The sequence below is a fragment of the Thalassotalea ganghwensis genome (genome assembly GCF_053485795.1).
In genome coordinates this window covers 342,421-366,974 of sequence record NZ_JBQRUM010000001.1, presented here as the reverse complement: position 1 = coordinate 366,974, position 24,554 = coordinate 342,421, and the positions used below count along the sequence as shown (strand labels likewise).

The window sequence follows — 24,554 nt, the reverse complement described above, 5'->3', positions numbered from 1 at the left end:
AGCGACGCGAGCTCGCTTCTTAAAAGCCTAAATAGTGATGGTGTCAATTTGACACTAGAAGAGCTATTGCGCTATCAAAGTAAAAGTGGTTTGATTAATCTCACCGCGATCAGAAACCTCCATGGCAGAATGGCAGGGAACTACCTAGCTCGCTCGAAGGGGCGAGGCATGGAGTTTGATGAAGTACGTCATTATCAAGTAGGTGATGATATTCGTGCGATTGATTGGCGTGTGACGGCAAGAACAGGCGAAACCCATACCAAACTTTTTCGAGAAGAAATAGAACGTCCCGTATTAATCGTAACCGAATTAAGCAATAACCTAATGTTTGGTTCAAGTTTATTGTTTAAATCTGTGCAAGCATCTCACTTAGCCGCATTAGTTGCCTGGCATGCAAAAAGTCGAGGAGATCGCGTTGGTGGTATTGTGTTTAACCAACAAGCTCACCTCGAAATAAAGCCTCGCAGCAGACAACAAGGTGTTTTGCATTACCTTAATGCGTTAGTTAAGATTCATCAGGACGCTCAATCGATGATGAAAAAGACCAACGCGCTATCAAGCGACTACTTCGAAGAAAACTGTTTAAGAGCCCGACAAATAGCTCGTCCCGGTAGCATGATGTACTTTATTACCGATGGCCATAGTATTACCTCAGAATCTATTCGTCATTTGGCACGTATTTCAAAACATTGCGAATTAGTAATGTGCCTAATCACTGATCCGCTAGAGCATCAACTGCCTGAAAGTCAGATGAACCTTAATGTGAGTATTACCGATGGTAAAAATCGACAACAACTGACCTTAGGCGATGTTAAAACAGCGAACCTCTACAAAGAAAAAGCGCTGGCATTTAATCAACATATTGAAGAATCATTGGCTAAGGCTGGAGCGCGAATATTGCACTTTAGCGCGGGTGATTCGATCGAAAATCAATTAAAAAATGGAGTCGCACCGTGGATCCGCTAGCTCAACTTAAGGATATTCACTTACCAGACCCTATTCATAACTACCCTATTGCCATTGGCTGGTGGTTATTATTGGTTGTTGTTATCGTATTAATTACCTTAGTTTTGATTAAGTTGCTCAAACGCAGAAAGCGCTTGATGGCAAAACGCATAGCAATGCAGCAGTTAAACCATCATGTTCAAGATAATGATGATATTGTCGTTACCCTAAAATGGGCGGCTAGCCAATATTTTCCTAGAGCTGAAATTGCGAAACTCTATGGTCAACCTTTAGTTGATTATTTGGCTAAACACCTGCCTGAAAAGTATCAAGATAATTTTATCAGTACGGCTAGCAAAGGGTTAACGTTGCGCTATCAGTTAAGCGAAGCAACTATTGACGACCAGCTTCTTGAAGCTGCCAAGTTATGGGTAAGCAGCGCCTTACCTCCATCGGCCAAACCATCCAAAAAAGGAGAAGCATCATGATAAGCTTCGCATTAATTTGGGTGTTATTACTTTTACCATTGCCGTTGATCGTCTACTGGTTACCCGCTAAAAAATACCAAGAACCCGCTGCGCTTAAAATGCCGACTCTAGTGCCTAATATTAAAACAACTTCGGTTGGGTCGGGTCAGAAAAAAGCGCCACTTTGGCTAATGACTATCGTCTGGGTTTTACTGGTGATCTCTGCCAGTCAACCTCAATGGCTAGGCGAGCCAATCAGCATACCGACCGAAGGAAGAGAAATGATGCTTGCTGTTGACCTATCAGGCAGTATGCAAGTGGAAGATATGTCACTAAATGGTAAAACCGTCAACCGCCTACAAATGCTAAAAGTCTTACTTGGCGATTTTATTGAGCGCCGTGTTGGTGATCGCTTAGGATTGATATTATTTGGTGATGATGCCTATATGCAAACACCAATGACCTATGACAGAAATACCGTTCAACAAATGTTAGATGAAACGGTGCTTGGTTTAGTAGGTAAACAAACCGCTATCGGCGACGCTATTGCCCTGGCGGTTAAACGATTTGATGAAAAACCGCAATCAAATCGCGTGTTAGTCTTATTAACTGATGGACAAAATACCGCCGGCAAAATCACACCAGAACAGGCGCTAGAGCTCGCTATCGCCAAAAAAGTGACTATCTATTCTGTCGGTATTGGTGCTGATGTTATGATTCAAAAATCCTTGTTTGGTGCCAGACGCGTCAATCCATCCAGTGAATTAGATGAAGAAACCTTAAGTGAGCTTGCTGAAAAAACTAACGGCCGATATTTTCGTGCTAAGAGCAGTGAGGATATGAGTGAAATTTATCAATTGCTAGACCAATTAGAACCGGTTGATCAAGAAAAACAACAAATGAGACCATTAACGGCATTATTTCATTACCCATTAGCTGCCGCATTATTGCTTGTGTTTAGTTACCTCTTATTAACTCATCTGAAAAACACTGCGCCAGCATTTCAGCGGGAGAATACTCGATGATTAGCGATTTTCATTTTATTCGCCCTTGGTGGTTGCTTGCCATTGTTTTATTAGTGATTGCAATACGAATATTAAAGCGTTATCGAACAAGCCAATCGGGATGGCAAAGACTCTTACCGGCACATCTTGCTAAAGTACTGATCGATGATAACTCAACCAGTAAGCCATTGTCGCTGACGATGCCATTTATCATCGGCCTTATCTCCATTATCGCACTCGCTGGACCTACGTGGAAAAAACTTCCTCAGCCCGTATACCAAGTTGCAAAAGGCTCAATTTTGATCATGGATATGTCCTATTCAATGTATGCGACTGATCTTGTTCCCAATCGTTTAACACGTGCAAGGTTTAAAGCGATTGACTTACTGGAGCAGCTTAATGAAGGCGAAATAGGTTTAATAGCCTATGCTGGAGATGCTTTTATAATTAGCCCACTGACTGAAGACATTAACAACATCAAGTTATTACTTCCATCATTAAGTCCAGATTTAATGCCTGAGTTAGGAAGTAACCCACTAGCCGCTTTGACGCTAGCAGATGACATGTTAAAAAATGCTGGTCATCTTCAAGGGGATATTTTCTGGTTTACTGACGAGATTGAAAACAGTGAACTCCAGGATATTACTGAGTGGTCGAGAAATCACCCTCATCGTTTGAATATACTCGGTATTGGGACCGCAGAAGGCGCCCCAATTAAGCTAACGACTGGCGAATTAATGAAGGACAACAGTGGCGGAATCATTATTCCTAAACTGCCAGAAAAACGATTAAAGGGCGTTGCTCAAAGAGGCAACGGCCGTTTCGCGACATTAACAACAACAGACGATGATATTGAAACCCTGCTCAGTGCCCCTTTAGATGTCGACAAAGAAAAACAAAGTGATAATCAAAATCGTTCAGGCGATCAATGGCAGGAATTTGGTCCTTACTTATTGCTGATTGTTTTACCTCTCGTGGTCGGCTATTTCAGGCGTGGACATATTTTAGCAATCATCCCTTGCTTAGTGATGTTATCAACACCGACGCCGGTGCAAGCCAATTGGTGGCAAGATCTGTGGAAAACGAAAGATCAACAAGGCTCACAATTGTTTGAACAAGAACAATATTCGCAAGCGGCAGAGCGCTTTAAAAATTCGATGTGGCAAGGGAGTGCACATTATAAAGCCGGTGACTATCAAGCAGCTTTAGACGCTTTTAAGCAAGATGATAGTGCGTTGTCTTGGTATAACCAAGGCAATAGCCTAGCTCAACTGCAGCAACTTGACCAAGCGATAGAGGCATACGAGCAAGCCTTAAAGCGCGACCCAAACATGGAAGATGCTAAAACGAATAAAGCACTGCTAGAGGAGTTAAAAAACCAGCAGCAACAGCAGCAGCAACAAGATAGTGATAACCAAGAGCAAGACTCTCAGGGTGATCAACAAAATAACCAAGATCAACAGCAGAGCGAACAAAATCAGCAACAAAATGAGCAACAGCAGGATCAACAAGACCAGCAATCGCAATCAGATCAACAACAGTCTGAACAGCAAAACGAGCAACAACAAAATCAACAACAGCAAGACGAAAAGCAACAAGAAGCTCAAGAGAAAAAAGAGCAGGAAGCAAAACAATCTGATAGTGACGATGAGCAACAAAAAGATCAGCAAGCGGCTCAACTCGCTGAACAATTGGAAAAAGAACAAGAACAAAAACATCAGCAGTTACTTAATAAAGTCACTGATGATCCTTATTTATTATTGAGAAATAAGATGCAATTGGAATATCAAAAGCGACGTCAAAACAATAGCCAAATGGGAGTTCGTAAAAAGTGGTAATTAGAATAATTTGCTTATTGGCCTTGCTCTTTGCAACACAAGTTTCAGCGTTAACAAAAGTCGTATCGTCAATAGATAAAAACCCGGTGATTGCTAACGAATCATTTGTACTCACCGTCACAGCTGATGATGATGTTGATGCTGATGCATTAGATACTTCCGCCTTGTTAAACGATTTTATTGTCGGGCGAACGTCTGTCAGCTCTCAAACCAGTATGATCAATTTCAATACCACACGCACAACAACATGGACAACCGTATTAATTGCAAAGCAAGAAGGCGATTATACCATTCCATCATTTACCATTGAGGGAAAGCAAACTAACCCGATACAAGTAAAAGTACTCTCTGCGCAAGATGCTGGAGCAGATACACAACAAGATATTTTTATCACAACCGAAATTTCAGCTAACGAAGTTTACGTGCAACAACAAGTCACCTTATCAGTCAAGCTGCACTTTGCAGCAGAACTCAAGCGAGGAAGTTTAACTGAGCCAGAGCTTATCGGTGCCAGTATCGCCCAAATAGGTAAAGATATTGAAAGTGAAGCCATTATCAATGGTAAGCGTTATAGAGTGATAGAACGAACTTATGCGATCAGCCCGCAACAAAGTGGCAAGTATATCGTAAAGTCACCGATGTTTTCTGGTGAAATAATGAAACCGTCAACACGACGAAATAGTTTTTTAAGCTTTGCTGAAACGAAACCGGTGAGTGTGATTGGTGATGATATCGCGTTGAACGTTAAGCCTATTCCAGCGAATTATCAAGGTACCTGGTTACCCAGTGAATTATTGGCATTGCACCAAGAGTGGCAACCCGATGTTAATGAACTAAAAGTTGGTGAACCCATTACGCGTGTTATTACATTAACTGCGGCAGGGCTATCAAAAGAACAGCTTCCTGAAATTGATATGCCAATGCCTGATGGTTTAAAAGTATACCCAGATCAAGCTGAACTGCATTCCGGTATCAACAACAACCGACTTGTCAGTCAAAAGGTGAGAAATTTTGCTGTTGTTGCAAGTAAAGCTGGACAATTTACCCTACCTGAAATTCGTATACCTTGGTGGAATACCAAGACAAACCGCCAAGAAATAGCCACTATACCGGCACAAACGATCACGGTTAAAGAGAATCCTGCTGCACCATCTACACCGTCAGCACAACCTCAAACTCAGCAAGTTAATGTGCAACCACCAGGCCCTGCAACGCAAATAATCGTTGAAAAAGCGCACTGGCTTCAATGGTTATTTCTTGCTTTATGGTTACTGACATGCTTTGCTTGGTGGCTCAGCGCCTACCTGAAAAAACCAAAAAACAAACCTAAAGCAGTTTCTCCAAGTGATGCTTACCTTGCACTGCTAGCTGCCGCCAAAAAGAATCAGCCGCAGCAAGTACTTGAGCTCATTTGCCCTTGGTATCAACAATTAACGGGGCGTCAAACAAGTACATTAAACCAAGTGACAAAAGCGCTAAAAGACCCGCAATTTGAGCAAGCAATCAGTGCATTGCAGCAAGTATGCTTTGGTAAAGAACAAGCAACTTGGGACAACAGTGAATTTTTAACACTTATTCAAGAAATTCAAAAACGTCAAAGCCAGCGTGGCAAAGATAACAAGCCCAATCTACAATTAAATCCATTGTAAAATGTTGAACACCAGTACTCGACTTACTGGTGTTCAACACCACTCGCTAAATTTTAATTAACGCTATGCGAAATTTATTTGATAAGACTAAGGTCTCTAAAGGTATGGCAAGCAAGCAAACACGATATGAAGCCCTAGTTAATGCATTACATAGCGATCTTTATCGATATGCGTATTGGCTCACCCACGATAAACAGGTAGCCGAGGATATCGTACAAGAAACATTTTTGAGAGCGTGGCGTTCACTTGACTCGTTAAAAGATGAGAAAGCAGCAAAGTCTTGGCTGATCACAATTTTACGGCGAGAAAATGCAAGGCGCTTTGAACGTAAACAATTGGAGATGAGTGATTATGAAGAAGCGACTATCGTCGATAAACAATCACACTCTCAAGAACAAAATATAGAGAACGACTGGTTAAGAGAAAAAATTGCGCAATTGCCGGAAGAATATCGTGAACCTTTGCTGCTACAAGTGATTGGCGGATTTAGTGGCGAAGAAATCGCACAGTTATTGTCGTTAAATAAAAACACGGTAATGACCCGACTTTTTAGGGCACGCAACCAGTTAAAAGACGCCTTAGACGAGCAATCTTTAGTAAGAGGTCAAACTAATGGATGATTTGCAATTTAGACGCAGTATATATGCAGATCCAAATAACCAAGATAAAGAGTTATTAGCTGCAATGTCTGCAGATCCAAAAAAACAACGTTTTACCCAAGAGCTACAACAACTCGATAGAGATATAACGGATGCATTAGAAGTCCCTGTTCCTGAAGGATTAAAAGAGAAATTACTGCTAAAACAGTCTTTAGAAAGTCACCAACAACATAAACGTAAAAGCCGTGTATATATGGCAATGGCAGCGTCTGTTGTTATGGCATTGGGTGTAACCTTCAACACGATGCACTACTCCCACGCCTATAACTCTGTCGCTGATTATGCAATAGCTCACACAAACCACGAGGCACAGCACTTTTTAAATAGCGATGAAAACAGAGTCTCTTTAGTGAGCTTAAACCAAAAAATGGCAAGTTTTAATGGTCACTTTAGTGAAAACCCAGGTGAACTTATCGCCGCCAACTTTTGCCGCTTTGATGGTATGGAAAGTCTGCATTTAGTGTTTAAAGGTAAATCTTCACCGGTAAATATTTATATTGTGCCCAATGCTGCACATTTAAGTTTTAAAGCGTATTTTACTGACCAACAACTACAAGGCATGGTAAAAAACTACAATCAAAGCAATGTCATTGTCGTTGGTGATAAAGAAGAACCAATAGAGCATTGGCAGCAAAAACTGAATCAACAACTCAGATGGTCTGCCTAATCAATGGTGTGCTAATTAATTATCGATAAGAAAAAGGTCGACAACAAGTCGACCTTTTTTAACTTTATGGCTTAACTAGCTAGGCCTAGTATGGACTACTTATGATGGCCTAACACTTTATCAAAGGTAGTTTCAATCTCAAGCTGCGCTTTGCGAGTAATTTTACTAACAACAATAATAGCCAGTGTTGATAAGCAAAAACCAGGGACTATTTCATATAAGGTTGCACTTAACGATTGACCATCAATCGTTAACGGGGCGTATATCCAAAAGAGCACAGTTGATGCCCCCACTATCATGCCAGCCAAAGCACCGTTACGGTTCATGTTACGCCAATACAAACTTAAAATAACCACTGGCCCAAACGCCGCACCGAATCCCGCCCACGCGTTACTCACTAATGTTAATATCGTGCTGTTACGATCAAATGCTAAGAAAACGGCGACAACCGCAACCAAAAATACCGAGATACGCCCGACTCTCACCAACTGTGTTTCTGAGGCAGTTTTATTTAAAAATGCCTGATAAAAGTCACCAGTCAGTGAACTTGATGTCACTAATAATTGTGATGAAATTGTGCTCATAATAGCAGCCAAAATAGCAGCTAATAAAAAGCCAGCGACAAACGGGTGGAATAATATTTGTGATAGCAAAATGAAAATCGTTTCTGGATCGGTTAAATCAGCACCAGTTTTACTGACATAAGCTAAACCAACAAACCCTGTTGCCATTGCGCCGATAATAGACACTATCATCCAACTCATCCCGATTCGCCTTGCCGCGGGAATGTCTTTAATTGAACGAATTGCCATAAAACGGACGATAATATGTGGTTGACCAAAGTAGCCAAGCCCCCAAGCCATCGCTGAGATAATCCCTAGTAAACTAACACCACTTAACCATTGCGTTAATTGAGGATCAATATCATTAACAATTTGAGTCGTTTCCGTGATCCCACCAACTTCAGTTAATGCGACAACAGGTACAAGCACCAAGGCAACAAACATAATACAACCTTGAACAAAGTCGGTTAAACTAACCGCTAAAAAGCCTCCAAATAAGGTATAAGCGACAACGACACCTGCTGTAATATAAAGCCCGAGGTTGTAATCTAGGCCAAAAGAAGTTTCAAATAGCTTGCCACCGGCAACAATACCTGAAGAGGTATAAAGGGTAAAAAAGACGATAATAACAATCGATGACACTAGCCTAAGTAAACGACTTTTATCATTAAAACGGTTCTCAAAATAATCCGGTAGCGTTATTGAGTCATTCGCGACTTCGGTATAGGTTCGCAATCTTGGGGCGACAATAAGATAATTACAAAATGCGCCAATCACAAGACCTATGGCTATCCAGATACTACTTGCACCACTGACGTACATGGCACCAGGCAGGCCCATTAACATCCAGCCACTCATATCTGAGGCCCCTGCTGATAACGCGGTTACCGATGGGCTCAAATTGCGCCCCCCTAACATAAACCCGGCAACATCACTGGTTGACTTTCGATAGGCATAAAAACCAATAGCAAGCATGGTTATGAAATAAAGCGCTAATGCGACAAACGTTGCAACAGCCAAGTAAACCTCCTTTGAAAAAGTTAATGCTATCCGAGGACTGTTGTTTATCGTGCAAACGTGGTTAAGAAAATAATCAATTCAATGACTGTTTATATCGACTAACCCGCCGTTATTGCATAAGCTTAATGTGAAATTAAGTTCAACTGACCCCAATTAACAAGAAAATTACAGTAAAAATACAAAACATCGTAAAACAAAACGCTATAATATAGACAATTCATGAGTTTTTCTTCACTTTATGTTAAAAACTAAGCAACAAATACAAAATCACCTGCTTTTTGCGCTTGAGGCTTAGGTTCAAAAGTGAAATAGTAGATGTAATTCAGTATTAATTAGAATATATTGAAAAAAGCTAAAAATAATCAGGAAGCTATATGTATTTTTATGCCGCGCGACAACCTATTCTGGATAAAGAAAAAGTATTAGTTGGCTATGAGTTACTGTTTCGAGACAGTTTAGACAACGTTTTCCCAGATATTGATGGTGATGAAGCAACCAGTAAAATGGTTGAAGCCAGTCAATTTAATATGGGGATCAGCGAATTTACCGGAAATAAGCCGGCATTCATAAACTTTACCCTCGATACGTTAGAGAAAGGTTATCCGACAATGCTCACCTCAGAAGAGCTTGTCGTTGAAGTATTAGAAACTGTTAAGCCTGGTAAGAAACTCCTTAACCTAGTCAAAGAGTTACATGAAAAGGGCTATACCATCGCCTTAGACGACTATAAACACCAAAATGTTTGGGCTCATTTCTTTCCTTACATCAATATTATCAAAATTTGCTGGCAAGCCTCGAAAGAAGCTGAAATTTTAGAAATCAAAAGTGCAATTGAGAAATTCCCGCACATTAAATTATTGGCGGAAAAAATAGAAACCTATGAGCAATATAACCAAGCGCTCGAATTAGGCTTTGAGCTGTTTCAAGGTTACTATTTTGCTAAGCCAGAAATGGTTAAAACGAAGAACCTCTCGCCATCACAAATGGCAATGGCAGAGCTTTTATACGAAACGTCAAAACCTGAATTAGACTTAGAAAGTATCACGGAAGTATTTCAACGCGATGTTTCTTTATCGTATAAATTGCTTCGATACGCTAACTCCCCAGTATTTAGACGCAGAACTGAAATTTCAACGATTAAACAGGCTCTTGTGACATTAGGCTCTGGAGAGTTAAAGCGTTTCCTTGGCTTAATGTTTGCGACGAATGTTAACCCAGACAAGCCCACCGAGCTTATCAATTTAGCAATGACCAGAGCAAAATTTTGTGAATTAGTCGCTGGTGACATCAAAGCGCCGCTTGATACTTCAATTGCGTTTTTAACCGGTCTTTTATCGATGATTGATGCCATCTTAGATGAAAGCTTAGAAAGCATTTTAGAGAAGTTACCATTGGCTCAGGAGATCAAAGACACCTTACTTACTAAAAAAGGCGTTATGGCGGCATTAATCAAGCTTGTCAGCTTTATTGAGCGAGCAGAATGGGATAAAACCGGCATTGTGATGGAAAAATTAGGCTTAGAGAAAGAGAAAGTCGTTAAAGATTATAATGAAGCGGTATCATGGGCTGATGAACAATCCAGAAATGTTATGGATTAACCTTTACCCAAATTTAATCGAGTAAATCAAAAAAGAGAACCGTTAGTTCTCTTTTTTGAGTCAGTGGAGCAAGACGATGTTTAACGCTATTGCCTTTTACTCAAAACCGTTCGGGTTTTTTGACTGCCAACGCCAAGTATCTTCAATCATGGTCGATAAGTCCCTGGTTGCTCGCCAACCGAGTAACTGCTCTGCTAACTGAGCATTAGCAAATACTGTAGCTATATCTCCAGCCCTGCGTGGCTTTATTTCATATGGAATTTCTTGACCACTGATATGGCGAAAGCTATCAACGATTTCAAGCACTGATGTTCCATTACCTGTCCCTAAGTTTATCGCTTGGCATCCTACTATATTAGCTAAATTTTCCAGCGCTTTAACATGCCCTAACGCCAAATCAACCACATGAATATAATCTCTAACACCGCTACCATCTATGGTGTCATAATCATCACCAAACACTTGCAATTTAGGCAATCGACCAACGGCTACTTGAGCAACATAAGGTAATAAGTTATTCGGAATACCATTAGGGTTTTCTCCGATCAACCCTGAGTGGTGAGCACCTATAGGGTTAAAGTAACGCAAGCAAATGATTGACCAATTGGGATCACTTTTAGCTAAATCAAATAATATATGCTCTATCATTAATTTGGTTTGGCCATAGGGATTAGTCGCAGACGTAGGCATGGTTTCCACCAAAGGAGAAATATTATTCTCGCCATACACAGTAGCCGATGAACTAAAGACCAACTTTTTAACATTATGCTTTGCCATCACCTGCAGCAATGTTACTGTCCCTGAAACATTATTGTGGTAATAATCAAGTGGTACCTGTGTCGATTCACCTACGGCTTTTAAACCGGCAAAATGAATAACAGCATCGATATTGTATTGTGAAAACAACTGCTCCATTGCAATGCGATCGCAAATATCAGCTTTCACAAAAGTAACATTTTTATCCGTTATTTGAGTAATTCGCTCAAATACCTTTTCGCTGGCGTTAGATAAGTTATCAACAACAATAATATCCTCGGTTGTCGCCAATAACTCTACGACGGTATGGCTACCAATATAGCCTGCGCCACCTGTTACCAATATGCTCATTTATCATTCCTTTAAGTAGATAATACTTGAGGTTGCCCCCTCGTATCTTGATTTAATCTAGCAATAATATAGTTTAACCGATTCGATAAACGATGACAGCATATCCGATGGTAAAAAGTTTATGCCTGCTGCTGCAGCTCTGCCACCACCGGTTGGAAACTTAGCACAAATATCGCCTGCTCCTTGCTTATTTGTCAAAGGCGCTCGCAAACTCACCCGGTATGTTCCATCACTATTTTCTGTTAACACCGCATGGACTTTCTCTGGAGATTGATTAGCTAAATCATTACCAAGCACGCCACTTACTCTTCTCGCCCAGGGAGCATCAGGTAAGGCAATAATCTTACATTTTTCTTCATCAACGATAATTGCAGCTTCGCTCGCCTGACGCATATCTTCTTGGTAAGCAGCCTCTAAGGTATAAAAAACTGATGCTTTGTCTGTCATCAAAGATAACGGATCAGGGTACTCTTTTAGTATTTGATATAATTTTGCAGGATGAAAGTGAAGATCCGTTAAATCTTCTCCGTAGCCATTGTAATTAATATACACGCCCAATGCTTTGAGTTGATCCTGTTGTTGTTGAGTTAAACCATGCTTTTGTGCCAGTTGTTGGGCTGCCTGCGTCATGTTATCACCAAAAGCTGCGGCTATCGCCCAATGAGCAAAACGGTGTTCTAAATAATCATTAATCAGTAAGCTTGTGCAGGTATTAGCATCGGTATCAATAATGGTATTGAGTAGCGGGTGAGAGGGAATATCCCCTGGGCGGTGATGATCAACATAAAAAACAGAAATTTTATTGTTCAGCAATTGATTTAAGGCTTCAATATTCTTTTCCATTGATATATCAAGCACGGTCACCGAATGTGCTTTATTCCCATCCACCGCTTTAAGTAAGCTAATATCTCGTTTAACGCCTGTGATCAATGCCGACTCTAGCGGTTCAGCTAACCTAAGCTGAATTAAGGCAATAATACCATCGGCATCGCCATTAAAAACATCGTATTGCATAACACTTCCAACCCTATTAAAAATTAATCGCTGAGCAAACGTCTCAAAACATTAAATATCAACATAACCATGTTGCTGCAGATATTCTACGATTGACTCTGCACATTCTTTAATACTTAGCTTATCGGTTTGTAAATGAATTTCTGCTGAAAGAGGGACATCATAACTAGAATCTATACCGGTAAAATGCTTAATTTCACCTTGTCTTGCTTTTTTATATAACCCTTTAGGATCTCGTTGTTCGCAAACCTCTATTGGCGTATCAATATAAACCTCGATAAATTCCCCAGGTAATAACATCTCTCTTGCCATTTTTCGATCACTGGCAAATGGTGAAATAAACGCCGTAGAAACAAGTAAACCAGCATCAACAAATAGTTTAGCCACCTCGCTAATGCGTCTAATATTTTCGATACGGTCACTGTCATTAAAACCAAGGTCACCATTTAGTCCGTGACGAACATTATCACCATCAAGTAGGTACGTATGACATTTTTTTTCAAACAACAACGCATCTACCGCATTAGCTATGGTAGATTTTCCCGAGCCACTTAAGCCGGTATACCACAACAAACAAGGACGTTGACCTTTTAATTGAGAACGTTGTGCTTTAGTCACTTGGTGATGATGCCACACGGTATTTTCAGTTTTCATGTTATCTCGGTACTCTCACTAATTAAAAAGGAAACACTATCGGCAATACAATCAGAACCACTGTGCTATAGGCTACAGATACAGGTAAGCCAAACTTAACTACATCAATAAGACGATAATTTCCAGCGTTAAACACCATGACGTTGGTTTGATAACCATAAGGACTAATAAAGCTGCCATTTGCTGCATACGCAACCGCCATTACAAAAGGTAGCGGACTTAATCCTAATCCAATTGATGTGCTATAGGCGATTGGAAACATTAGCGCTGCAGCCGCAGTATTTGTCATCAATTCCGTCATCAACAAGGTAATAACAAACAACACAATTAAGGTTAAGTAGTTACTATAGCCTTGCAAACTTTCTTCTATTTGTTGGGCAAGCAAACTAGCAACGCCGCTATTATCAAGTGCTTGAGCTAATGTTAATGCGCCGAGCACTATCATCCATATCTCTAACGGAAAGCGACGTTTGACTTCATTAATAGTCAAGCATTCGCTAAAAATCAGTATCGCTAAATAAAACATCAATGCTTTTAGTAAACTAACTGACGTAAATACCGATACCGCTATCACGGTTATAAAACCAAACACGGTAAGCGAATCTCGCCAACCTGAAAGCATATTGTCCGGTTTCTTTCCGGAAAGGATATAAAAGTTTTTACTCAAATTGGTGCGAGAGCTAAAATCACGACCTACTGCCAACACTAAAAAGTCACCGGGCTGAATAACTAGCTCACCTAACTTACCCGATAATGCCTCGCCTTCACGTTTAATTGCGACGACCGCTGCATCAAAACGAGCTCGAAAGCCTGCTTTTTTTAAGGTTTTACCTGCCACAGCCGACCCAGGTTTGATTACTACCTCAGTTAAGTTGTCGCGCAGTAAGCCATCTTTTTCGGCATATAGCGTCAAACCGTCAAATTGTTGTAGAACCAGGACTTTGGATACATCTCCAGAAAAGATGAGTTTATCGCCTTGCAATAATACTTCATCAGGCGCTACAGGGGTTATCAATCGTCCTTGGCGGATCACTTCAACTAAAAAGAGTGCATCTAAATTACGTAAACCATTTTCTTCAACGGTCAAACCAATCAACTTCGACTGCGGACTTACCTCTGCCTCAACAAGGTAACTCTGATCAGTTAACTTCTCTTCAATCATATCTGGCAAGGTCGCTTGGCGAACAAGTATTACCGCTAAGCATACAACGCTTGCACATAGCCCCACTAAGGTAAAATCAAAAAAGCCTAACGATGGATAACCTCTTTCAATCAGCATGGTGTTAACTATGAGATTAGTTGAGGTACCGACGAGGGTTAATGTCCCGCCAAGAATAGCGGCGAATGAAACCGGTAAAAGCAGTTTACTCGGGTTGATCACTTTATTATTTTTAATGGTCGATAGTAGCGCTGCAACAACAGCAGTGTTATTCATTAATGCCGAAGCCAACCCTGTAAAGATCAAGGTTTTAACGGTAGATGTGAATTTACTACCATTAATCATTAACGCGGAAATTCGCCTTAATATGCTAGTCCGCTCAAGAGAAAACGAGGCCAGCACTAATAATATCAATGTGATCAGACCGGGGTTAACGGCATTGGCTAATATACTGTCTGTATCGACAAACGAGCATCCTAAACATGCAAACATAGCAATAGCAAAAACTCGTTCAGGAAATTGTTGAAATTTAACTAGCCCAGCAAATGTAGCCAAAAATATTGCGATCAGAAGCCACTGCATCAGTTGCATTACTTGGGCCTCGATAAAGGCGAGATAGGCTTAAACCGGATTAAGTATAACACTCAGATTCACCAATAAAGAGCGATAAGCTTAAGCTTATCGCTCTATCGACTATTATGCATTAAACAGTTTTTTCAAATCACGCGCTCCCCAATGTGGAAAGTGCTTTCTAACTAATGCATTAAGCTCTACTTCAAACTCGCTATAACTATGCTGTTGTTCATCAACGACAGTGTCAGAAATCATTCCAGCGCCAACCGTTATATTGGTAAGGCGGTCAATAATGATGAACGCACCGGTATCTTTGTTACGCTGATAAGCATCAAAATGAAGTTTTTCAGCGACTTCAAAATTGACCGAGCCGATTTCATTTAACGCTAAATGGCCTGTTTTCGACGTTTGCATGGTATTAACGTCAACTCGGTGCTCAATCTCAGTGACATGTCCCGTGGTCAATTTGCTACCATGTTTGATATAATACTCACGGCCTTTTTCAAGCTCATCTTCGTGCATCCAGACGACTTGCGCATTAAACTCTTTAGCGGAAGTTGGTAAATAACCTTTTTTGACGATCATTTCACCGCGGCTAATATCAATCTCATCTTCTAACGTTAAAGTGATTGCCTGTCCTTTCTCTGCACGCTCAAGTTTACCATCAAAAGTGACGATTGATTTAACCGTACTTTCTTTACCTGATGGCAACGCAACGATGTCATCACCGACACGAATGTGTCCAGATGCAACAGTGCCAGCAAAGCCTCTAAAATCTAAATTAGGACGATTAACATACTGCACTTGCAAACGAAATTCATTGGTTGACTCTGCCGATTCAATATTAACGGTATTAAGCAATTTCATTAAAGTTGCGCCCGGATACCAATCCATATTGGCACTTTCTTCAACAACGTTATCACCATTTAATGCCGAAATAGGGACAAAACGAACGTCTTCAAATGCCAATTGTTCAGCAAATTCACGATACTCTTTTTTAATTTCTTGGTAGCGATCTTGACTATATTCAACAAGATCCATTTTATTAACAGCGATCAGTACATGCTTTATGCCCAATAGAGAGCATATAAACGAATGACGGCGTGTTTGTACTTGCACCCCATGACGTGCATCAATCAAGATAATCGCTAAATCACAAGTAGAAGCACCGGTTGCCATATTACGGGTGTATTGTTCATGGCCAGGCGTATCAGCAATAATAAACTTGCGCTTTTCCGTTGAAAAATAGCGATAAGCAACATCAATAGTAATCCCTTGTTCACGCTCTGACTGCAGCCCATCCACTAAAAGAGCCAAATCAACCGCTTCACCGGTAGTACCTGATTTTTTACTGTCCTTTTCAATCGCGGCTAATTGATCTTCAAAGATCATTTTAGAATCGTGTAATAAGCGGCCTATTAAGGTGCTTTTACCATCATCTACACTGCCACACGTTAAAAACCTGACCAGTTCTTTATTTTCATGTTGCTTTAAATACGCTTGAATGTCTTCTGCAATTAAGTCTGATTGATGACTCATAATATTTCCTTTGAAACTGTTATAACGTTACGATAAAAAAAATGGCTAATAGGATTTAAAAGTAACCTTCCATTTTTTTCTTCTCCATCGAACCTGAAGAATCATGATCAATCACTCGACCTTGACGCTCCGAGGTTTTCGTTAATAACATTTCTTGTATCACATCAGGCAAAGTTGCTGCTTCTGACTCAACTGCCCCTGTTAACGGATAGCACCCTAAGGTTCTAAAGCGTACGCTTTTCATTTGTACCTCTTCACCTTCGGCTAACGGCATCCGTTCATCATCGACCATAATTAAGGTGCCATCTCGCTCTACCACTGGTCGCTTGGCCGCTAAATATAACGGTACAATTGGAATACTTTCTAAATAGATATACTGCCAAATATCAAGTTCCGTCCAATTCGACAAAGGGAACACACGGATACTTTCACCTTTATTAACTTTACTATTGTAGATATTCCAAAGCTCAGGACGCTGATTTTTTGGGTCCCAACGATGCTTTTTATCCCTAAATGAATAGACTCTTTCTTTAGCACGAGATTTTTCTTCATCTCGACGAGCACCGCCAAAGGCAGCATCAAAACCAAATTTATCAAGAGCTTGCTTAAGCGCTTGCGTCTTCATAATATCAGTGTGCTTAGCACTACCATGATCAAATGGGTTAATATTCATCGCTACACCTTCAGGGTTTTGATGGACAAGGAGTTCAAAGCCGTAGTCTTTGGCCATTTGATCACGAAACGCAATCATTTCTTTAAACTTCCAAGTGGTATCAACATGTAGCAATGGGAATGGAATTTTGCCTGGTGCAAATGCTTTTCTCGCCAAATGAAGTAAAACAGCTGAATCCTTCCCAACAGAATAGAGCATCACCGGTTTGTCAAACTCAGCAGCAACCTCACGGATAATATGAATCGATTCAGCTTCTAGCTTTTGCAAATGTGTTAAGTTCATCAATACCCACTAATATCAACAAAGATTTATAATGACGCTATTCTGACACAATCAATGCAAGTGTTCTATATAAGAAACCATTCAATTATAACAAATTAGAATATGGATTCTGCCAAGTAAAAATTTTTTGGATATAAATTTAGATAAGAAATTAAGTTTTAAAATTAAGGCTTTTATATTTTTCAATAAGCATATGGGTAGAGCTAGAGAATTGTTTGAATTCTTGACCATTTATACTTTCAATAATTTCATGGCTTAATTGCTTACCTAACTCTACTCCCCACTGATCAAAAGAATTAATCTGCCATAAAAAACCTTGTACAGCGACTTTATGCTCGTACAACGCGAGTAAAGCTCCTAAATTAAATGCTGTTAGTTGATTAAGTAGTATGGTATTACTCGGTGTATTGCCTTTCATGATTTTATGCGGCGCTAAATTCATAGCTTCCGCCTCTTTCATACCATTACTTAGTAATTCAAGTTTTACTTGTTCGAGTGATTTACCGCGCATTAAGGCTTCACTTTGAGCGAAACAGTTGGCAACTAAAGTAGAGTGATGCTCTCGATATTGATTATCAACAGTTAAAGAAACAATAAAATCAGTGGGAATGATATCTTTAGCCTGATGCATTAATTGCATAAACGCGTGTTGACTATTGGTTCCTTCTTGCCCAAAAACAGTCGGTGCGGTATCCCACAGCACCGCTTTTCCATCAAAGTCTACAGCTTTACCGTTACTTTCCATATCAATTTGTTGGAGATAGCCTGGCAAGGCTCTAAGTTTATGTGAATAAGGTAATATCGCTAAGCTGGGGTAGCCTAAAATATTACGATTCCAAATACCAAGCAACGCCATAATGATCGGCATATTCTGATGAAAGTCACTATCAAGAAAATGCTCATCCATCGCTTTCGCGCCATTTCTGAATTCTGTAAAAACTTCATAGCCAAATGCCAATGCTATTGGAATACCAACCGCTGACCAAGCGGAAAAACGTCCACCGACCCAATCCCACATCGGAAGAACATGCGTTGAAGATAAACCAAACTGAAGAGCTTTCTCTATAACACTGGTAACCGCGAACCATTGATGCTTAACAACGTCTTCGCTTCCCAGACTTTTTACCATCCAAGCTTTGACGGCTTTAGCATTCAACATGGTTTCTTGAGTAGTAAAGGTTTTAGACACCACCACAACCATTGTAGTTTCTGGGGGTAATAAGGTTAACTTTTCAAGCATAGCTTCACTATCAACACTCGCTAAAACATGAACGTTCAACTTTGGTTTTTTTTGAGGTGAGCAAAGCGCACTTAAAGCGACCTTAGTCCCGTAATATGAACCACCAATTCCAATGACAAGGACGTCTGTAAATGGCTTTCCACTTGTTGATAATTTTTCTCGGCTGTGAGTGCTATTGACTATTTTCTTTATTGAGTGTTCTGTCTCGACGATTTGTTGTATCTGCTCGTCAAGCTTACTATCTTTAGTTAAATCACTCGTCCTTAACAAAGTATGCAATACCGCTCGATTCTCAGTGGTATTAATTTTTTTTCCAGTAAACATATCAGTCACTTGTTCAGATAAACCTGATTCATATGCCCACTGGATCAATGTATTAAGTTCTTGTTCAGTGATATTTTGCTTAGAGTAGTCTAAAAGTAGCTCTCCTGCCTCAATGCTAAAGCGAGCAGCACGGCTTACCTTAGTTGTTTCATCCTCAGCAAATAGTTCAGTAATATTTCGATTTTTTGCACTGTCGAAAATTTTTTGTAGTTTAAGTAAGTTCAACGATATGCTCTTTAAAATTTATTGATAAAACCATAAGTAGATTAAACTTAAGAAATGAGTTCTTTTAAAAATTCAGAAAATTCATCTTTAAGTTCAGGATGGCGCAATGCATATTCAATATTGGCTTTCATATAGCCAAGTTTAGATCCACAATCATGTGATTTACCTGTCATATGAAAAGCTTCTACCGTTTCTAACTTCATTAAACTTGCGATAGCATCGGTTAACTGGATTTCATCGCCAGCACCAGGCGGTGTATACTCGAGTAAGTCCCATATTGGTGCTGATAAAATATACCTTCCGACCACGGCTAAATTTGACGGCGCTTCATCGATGGCTGGCTTTTCAATAATCTGAGTCATTGATTTTGATTCACCAGCAAATAATGACTCACCATTACAATCCGCCACACCGTAACTGCTTACTAACTCTTTAGGCACCGGTTCCACCATAATCTGGCTGTAACCTGTTTCCTTAAAACGTTTTAACATTGCCGCCATATTCTCAGTCTTTAGATTGGCGCTAGCATCGTCTAAAATCACGTCAGGTAGCACAACGGCGAATGGGCTTTCGCCAACTAGGGGTCTAGCTTTTAGGACCGCGTGCCCTAGGCCTTTAGCTTCACCTTGCCTGACGTGCATAATAGTAACCTCCTTTGGACATATTGCTTGGATCTCATCAAGCAATTGCCTCTTAACACGCTTTTCAAGGGTTGTTTCTAACTCAAATGATTTATCAAAGTGGTTTTCAATCGCATTCTTAGAAGAATGCGTCACTAAAATAATCTCGTTAATCCCTGCATCAACACACTCATTCACAATATATTGAATTAATGGTTTATCAACAATAGGTAGCATTTCCTTTGGAATAGCTTTGGTTGCGGGTAACATTCTCGTCCCCAATCCTGCAACAGGAATAACCGCTTTAGTGATCGTTGAATTCATAGCTAACTTTACCTTTTATTGCCTTTTAATCAGTATAACGTTAATCACGTTGATCAATCAGGCGAATAATTTTCATCCGATAACTAATTATTTTTCACTTATACGTTTGATGAAACCTTATAAATGTTGCACATACCACTGCATTGCTTTTTCGATGCCATTTGCGATACGATACTCAGGTTGATAGCCTAATAACTTCTTCGCTTTACTTATATCTGCTTGAGAATGGCGAACATCACCAGCTCTAAACTCTCGATATACTGGATTTTTGTCTACTTGAATATCATGCTGAGTTAACGCATCCTTCAAACTATTAAAAAGAATATTCAGTGTCGTTCTATCACCAACAGCCACATTATAAACTTGGTTTTTAGCATCATCATTCGCTAACGCCGCAAGAATATTAGCCTGGACGGCATTTTCAATAAAACAAAAATCTCGAGATGTTTCACCATCGCCATTAATGTAAACGTCTTCTTGGTGATACATTGACGCTATCCATTTGGGAATAACCGCAGCATAAGCCCCATCTGGATCTTGGCGCTTGCCAAAAACATTAAAATAACGCAGCCCAATACAATCTAGATTGTAAGTCCGTTTAAAGACATCAGCGTAAAGTTCGTTAACATATTTGGTCACGGCATAAGGCGATAATGGTTTACCAATATTTTCTTCCACTTTAGGCAATGCTGGATGGTCACCATATGTCGAGCTTGAAGCCGCATAAACAAAAGTTTTCACCTTTGCCTCTTTGGCGGCAACTAGCATATTAACAAACCCTGTAATGTTAGCAGCATTCGTAGTAATGGGATCGGCAATCGAGCGCGGTACTGACCCTAAAGCCGCTTGATGAAGGACATAATCGACGTTTTGCATTGCTTTTTGACAATCCGATAGTTCGCGGATATCCCCTTTAATAAAGGTAAAGTTTTGCCATTGCGCCTCAGAAACAGAATATTGAACTTCATCGAGATTCTTTTGATAACCAGTAGCAAAATTATCTAAACCTATGACTTTCTGGTTTAGCAGTAATAATGTCTCTAGAATATTAGAGCCAATAAACCCCGCACACCCAGTAACTAACCATGTCGATTGATTTGATAATAAGCTGGATTTTATTTGATGGTAATCACTCATAATACGTCTTTTGGTCTGAAAAATATTAAAGATGAAGTTTAACACCACCATGATCAGGTGCCAACGATGTATCGTGCCTAGCGTTAAAAAATGTTAATAAAACGTATAACTGGTAGCAAAAAAGCCAGCAATACATCACTAGCTCAAGCATACAATACTTATAAACGAATATCAGACAACGATTGATCCAGCATGTATTTTAAATCATAAATGACATGATTCGGTTTTAAGTATGATTTAATTTCTTGCGCAGTCAACGCTTTAAATTGGTGATGAGCAACCGCAAATATCACAGCATCATAGTGCTCGTTTGTTAAACTATCAATTAAGTCCACATTATATTCATGTTTGGCTTCAGCTGGATTGACCCAAGGATCATAAACATCAACATTAACATGGTATTCGTTAAGCTCAGACAAAATATCAACTACCTTGGTATTTCGAACATCCGGACAATTCTCTTTAAATGTTAGTCCCATCACCAATACGTTGGCACCATTAACCTGTATTTTCCGTTTAATCATTTCTTTAGTTAGCTGCGAGACAACATAAGCGCCCATCCCATCATTAATGCGACGTCCAGCTAAAATCACTTCAGGGTTATAACCGATTGACTGCGCTTTATGGGTTAAATAATATGGGTCGACACCGATACAATGTCCGCCCACTAAGCCAGGTCTAAACGGTAAAAAGTTCCATTTAGTGCCAGCCGCTTTTAAAACTTCTTCGGTATCAATACCCAATTTATTAAAAATAACCGCTAACTCATTAATCAAGGCTATATTTAAATCACGTTGGGTATTTTCAATGACTTTAGCCGCTTCTGCGACTTTTATTGATGAAGCCTGGTAAGTACCTGCTTCAATAATTGAGCCATATAAACTATCAATAAAAGTTGCGATCTCAGGAGTTGAACCAGAAGTCACTTTTAATATATTCGTGACGCGATGTTCTTTATCACCAGGGTTAATACGCTCGGGGCTATAACCAGCAAAAAAATCTTGATTAAATTTCAAGCCAGATACTTTTTCAACTTCTGGCAGGCAAACCTCTTCAGTTGCGCCAGGAAATACTGTCGATTCATAAACGATAATATCATTAGCGTTTATAACCTCACCCAACATTTGACTTGCTTTAACTAAAGGCGTTAAATCTGGCTGTTTATGCTGATCGATCGGGGTTGGCACCGTAACGATATAAACATTGCAGTCTGCTAAATCTTGGACGTCCGCTGAATACCTAATTTGACTAGCCTGTGCCATCTCCTCTGACGAAACTTCAAGCGTACCGTCAACCCCCTTGCTAAGTTCGGCTACGCGTTGTTGGTTAATATCAAAACCTACAGTTGGATATTTTTTGCCAAATTCAACCGCCAATGGCAATCCTACGTACCCTAAACCTATAATGGCGATTTTTGTGTTTTCATGAGTTGGTGACATGGTATTAACTTTATCCTTCGCTTAAACCAGAGAGCTAATTTATGTAAATTATCTTACTATTATTTAACAAATGAGCACCAGTAAAATTTGCCAAAGTCGCGAAGTTAATTCGATCATATGACCAAAAACGATAATCAATTAATGTTTAAGCTTTTTTAAATTTTTGTATACAATACTTGTAATTTAAGCCTAGTTAAAAGTTGTGAATAGCTTGCACTTCTTAGCCATCCTCGGTATAACAAGCGCTGATTAACTTTAACCGTCGGTCTATTTGAACTGTTTTTAAACAGTTTGATGATAATAACAGCATTAAAATAATAATGACTGACGTTCTAATTCACTCTGGAAGGATATTTTTATGACAACGCAATCGACAGGAACGATTTTTGGTCATCCAAAAGGGCTCTTTTTACTCTTTGGAACAGAAATGTGGGAACGCTTTGGCTACTATGGTATGCGCGCCCTTTTAGTATTGTATTTAGTAGCAACAGTACAAGATGGAGGGTTTGCATGGTCAACAGCAGATGCTCTTAGCTTATATGGTTACTTTACCATGGGGGTTTACTTAACACCTCTGCTTGGTGGCTGGTTAGCTGATAATTATATAGGTCAACGTAAAGCGATCATCCTTGGTGGTATTTTCTTTTCTGTTGGTTACTTTACTTTAGGCTTTCAAAACATAGTATTAGGTAATGATGAGACTATTTTTTATCTCGGCCTTGCTCTTGTCATGTGCGGTAATGGTCTTTTTAAAGCGAATGTTTCTAGCTTAGTTGGCGACTTGTACGAAGAAGGTGACCACCGTCGTGATAGTGCTTTCACCATATTCTACATGGGGATCAATTTAGGGGCATTTTTGTCGCCACTTATTGCTGGTTATTTAGGTGAAAAAATTGGTTGGGGTTATGGCTTCATCGCCGCTGGTGTCGGTATGGTCATCGGTTTATTGCTACAGCTAACACTAGCGAAAAAGTATTTAGGTGAAATTGGTGTCGTTCCATCGGCAAAACTAGCAAAAAACAATCAACAAGCACAAGAAAACGCGGCGCCTCTTACTAAAGAAGAAAAAGATCGTACCAAAGTCATTTTAATTATGAGTGTTTTTTCGATTATTTTCTGGGCGGGTTTTGAACAAGCAGGCGGCCTATTTAATATTTACGCCTCAGAATTTACTGACAGAAACCTCATGGGATTTGAAGTGCCAGCATCATGGTTTCAATCGCTAAATGCATTGTTCATTATTACCCTTGCACCAGTGGTTGCCTCTATATGGGTAAATATGGGTAAGAAAGAGCCAACATCACCCGTGAAGTTTGCGCTAGGCCTATTTTTACTATCGATCGGTTTCTTCGTAATGATGTGGGCGACTATGGTTCAAGGTGGTGATACAACCGTTAAAGTTAGTATGTTATTCCTTGTTTTTGCTTATTTATTTCATACTTTAGCTGAGCTTTGTATTTCTCCTATCGGCTTATCGATGGTCTCAAAACTTGCTCCTTTGAAATTCACCTCGTTATTAATGGGTGCTTGGTTCTTATGTACTGCATTAGCCAACTTCTTAGCCGCCTTTATCGGTTCATTTGTCGGTGAAGGAGATGCACAAGTTGAAAATGCGTTTAGTATTTTCTTAGGGGTTGGTATCGCTGGGATTATTGCAGGTGGTATCGTGCTATTAAGCGCCAATAAACTGGTTGACTGGATGCACGGTGCAGAAGGCGACCACAGCAGCGACCTTGAAGAAAAAATTGAAGAAGAAATCAACGTTACAGGCTCACATGAAGCGATGCCTAAAAACCACGTATAAATTCATTTAAATGACGTGAACAAGCGAGCA

Annotated in this window: 20 protein-coding genes; 9 read left to right on the top strand and 11 right to left on the bottom strand. The window is 39.9% G+C overall.

Annotated elements, in window-relative coordinates:
- Positions 1-48: 48 nt before the first annotated feature.
- The 7 genes from ACSLUH_RS01625 (at position 49) to ACSLUH_RS01595 (ending at position 7,229) form a co-directional block, all read left to right on the top strand.
- Positions 49-966 carry a DUF58 domain-containing protein gene (locus ACSLUH_RS01625; protein WP_448563903.1) on the top strand — a complete coding sequence of 306 codons (918 nt, stop codon included), beginning with the start codon at positions 49-51 and terminating at the stop codon, positions 964-966.
- Positions 954-1,433, top strand: a complete 480-nt coding sequence (locus ACSLUH_RS01620) for a DUF4381 domain-containing protein (protein ID WP_448563901.1) — start codon at positions 954-956, stop codon at positions 1,431-1,433. The genes ACSLUH_RS01625 and ACSLUH_RS01620 overlap by 13 nt, the downstream gene beginning before the upstream one ends.
- Positions 1,430-2,437, top strand: a complete 1,008-nt coding sequence (locus tag ACSLUH_RS01615; protein ID WP_448563899.1) for a vWA domain-containing protein — start codon at positions 1,430-1,432, stop codon at positions 2,435-2,437. The genes ACSLUH_RS01620 and ACSLUH_RS01615 overlap by 4 nt, the downstream gene beginning before the upstream one ends.
- Complete coding sequence (locus tag ACSLUH_RS01610) at positions 2,434-4,254, top strand: VWA domain-containing protein (RefSeq protein WP_448563897.1); 1,821 nt, start codon at positions 2,434-2,436, stop codon at positions 4,252-4,254. Before ACSLUH_RS01615 ends, ACSLUH_RS01610 begins: the two co-directional genes overlap by 4 nt.
- Positions 4,248-5,903, top strand: coding sequence for a BatD family protein (locus tag ACSLUH_RS01605; RefSeq protein ID WP_448563895.1), 1,656 nt, complete (start codon positions 4,248-4,250; stop codon positions 5,901-5,903). The genes ACSLUH_RS01610 and ACSLUH_RS01605 overlap by 7 nt, the downstream gene beginning before the upstream one ends.
- Before the next feature lie 65 nt (positions 5,904-5,968).
- A complete protein-coding gene (locus tag ACSLUH_RS01600; protein ID WP_448563893.1) occupies positions 5,969-6,523 on the top strand; it encodes a sigma-70 family RNA polymerase sigma factor in 555 nt (184 codons plus the stop codon).
- Positions 6,516-7,229, top strand: a complete 714-nt coding sequence (locus tag ACSLUH_RS01595; protein WP_448563891.1) for a DUF3379 family protein — start codon at positions 6,516-6,518, stop codon at positions 7,227-7,229. Before ACSLUH_RS01600 ends, ACSLUH_RS01595 begins: the two co-directional genes overlap by 8 nt.
- Positions 7,230-7,324: 95 nt before the next feature.
- On the opposite strand, the gene putP is transcribed toward ACSLUH_RS01595, so the two are convergent.
- Positions 7,325-8,767, bottom strand: coding sequence for a sodium/proline symporter PutP (gene putP / locus ACSLUH_RS01590; protein WP_448564015.1), 1,443 nt, complete (start codon positions 8,765-8,767; stop codon positions 7,325-7,327).
- Between the two features lie 419 nt (positions 8,768-9,186).
- On the opposite strand from putP, the gene ACSLUH_RS01585 reads away from it, so the two are divergent.
- Positions 9,187-10,410, top strand: a complete 1,224-nt coding sequence (locus ACSLUH_RS01585) for an EAL and HDOD domain-containing protein (protein WP_448563889.1) — start codon at positions 9,187-9,189, stop codon at positions 10,408-10,410.
- Between the two features lie 96 nt (positions 10,411-10,506).
- Here the strand turns inward: ACSLUH_RS01585 and galE are convergent, their stop codons facing one another.
- The 10 genes from galE to tviB form a co-directional block, all read right to left on the bottom strand.
- Entirely contained in the window at positions 10,507-11,517 is a 1,011-nt protein-coding gene (gene galE / locus ACSLUH_RS01580) for a UDP-glucose 4-epimerase GalE (protein WP_448563887.1), read from the bottom strand.
- A 57-nt stretch (positions 11,518-11,574) separates the two neighbouring features.
- Positions 11,575-12,531: a DHH family phosphoesterase gene (locus ACSLUH_RS01575; protein ID WP_448563885.1), complete on the bottom strand. Its 957-nt coding sequence runs from the start codon at positions 12,529-12,531 to the stop codon at positions 11,575-11,577.
- A 51-nt stretch (positions 12,532-12,582) separates the two neighbouring features.
- Positions 12,583-13,185, bottom strand: a complete 603-nt coding sequence (gene cysC / locus ACSLUH_RS01570; RefSeq protein WP_448563883.1) for an adenylyl-sulfate kinase — start codon at positions 13,183-13,185, stop codon at positions 12,583-12,585.
- 22 nt (positions 13,186-13,207) lie between these two features.
- Entirely contained in the window at positions 13,208-14,926 is a 1,719-nt protein-coding gene (locus ACSLUH_RS01565) for an SLC13 family permease (RefSeq protein WP_448563881.1), read from the bottom strand.
- 114 nt (positions 14,927-15,040) lie between these two features.
- Positions 15,041-16,456 (bottom strand): sulfate adenylyltransferase subunit CysN, encoded by a 1,416-nt coding sequence (gene cysN / locus ACSLUH_RS01560; RefSeq protein ID WP_448563879.1) that lies wholly within the window; start codon positions 16,454-16,456, stop codon positions 15,041-15,043.
- Between the two features lie 55 nt (positions 16,457-16,511).
- Entirely contained in the window at positions 16,512-17,411 is a 900-nt protein-coding gene (gene cysD, locus ACSLUH_RS01555; RefSeq protein WP_448563877.1) for a sulfate adenylyltransferase subunit CysD, read from the bottom strand.
- Positions 17,412-17,562: 151 nt separating this feature from the next.
- Complete coding sequence (gene pgi, locus ACSLUH_RS01550; protein ID WP_448563875.1) at positions 17,563-19,200, bottom strand: glucose-6-phosphate isomerase; 1,638 nt, start codon at positions 19,198-19,200, stop codon at positions 17,563-17,565.
- Positions 19,201-19,247: 47 nt separating this feature from the next.
- Complete coding sequence (gene galU, locus ACSLUH_RS01545; protein ID WP_448563874.1) at positions 19,248-20,144, bottom strand: UTP--glucose-1-phosphate uridylyltransferase GalU; 897 nt, start codon at positions 20,142-20,144, stop codon at positions 19,248-19,250.
- A gap of 117 nt (positions 20,145-20,261) precedes the next feature.
- Positions 20,262-21,281, bottom strand: coding sequence for an NAD-dependent epimerase/dehydratase family protein (locus ACSLUH_RS01540; RefSeq protein WP_448563872.1), 1,020 nt, complete (start codon positions 21,279-21,281; stop codon positions 20,262-20,264).
- A gap of 158 nt (positions 21,282-21,439) precedes the next feature.
- Positions 21,440-22,720, bottom strand: coding sequence for a Vi polysaccharide biosynthesis UDP-N-acetylglucosamine C-6 dehydrogenase TviB (tviB, locus tag ACSLUH_RS01535; RefSeq protein ID WP_448563870.1), 1,281 nt, complete (start codon positions 22,718-22,720; stop codon positions 21,440-21,442).
- A gap of 358 nt (positions 22,721-23,078) precedes the next feature.
- Here tviB and ACSLUH_RS01530 point away from each other — a divergent pair, with 358 nt between their 5' ends.
- On the top strand, positions 23,079-24,524 hold the full coding sequence (locus ACSLUH_RS01530) for a peptide MFS transporter (protein WP_448563868.1): 1,446 nt from the start codon (positions 23,079-23,081) through the stop codon (positions 24,522-24,524).
- Positions 24,525-24,554: the final 30 nt, after the last annotated feature.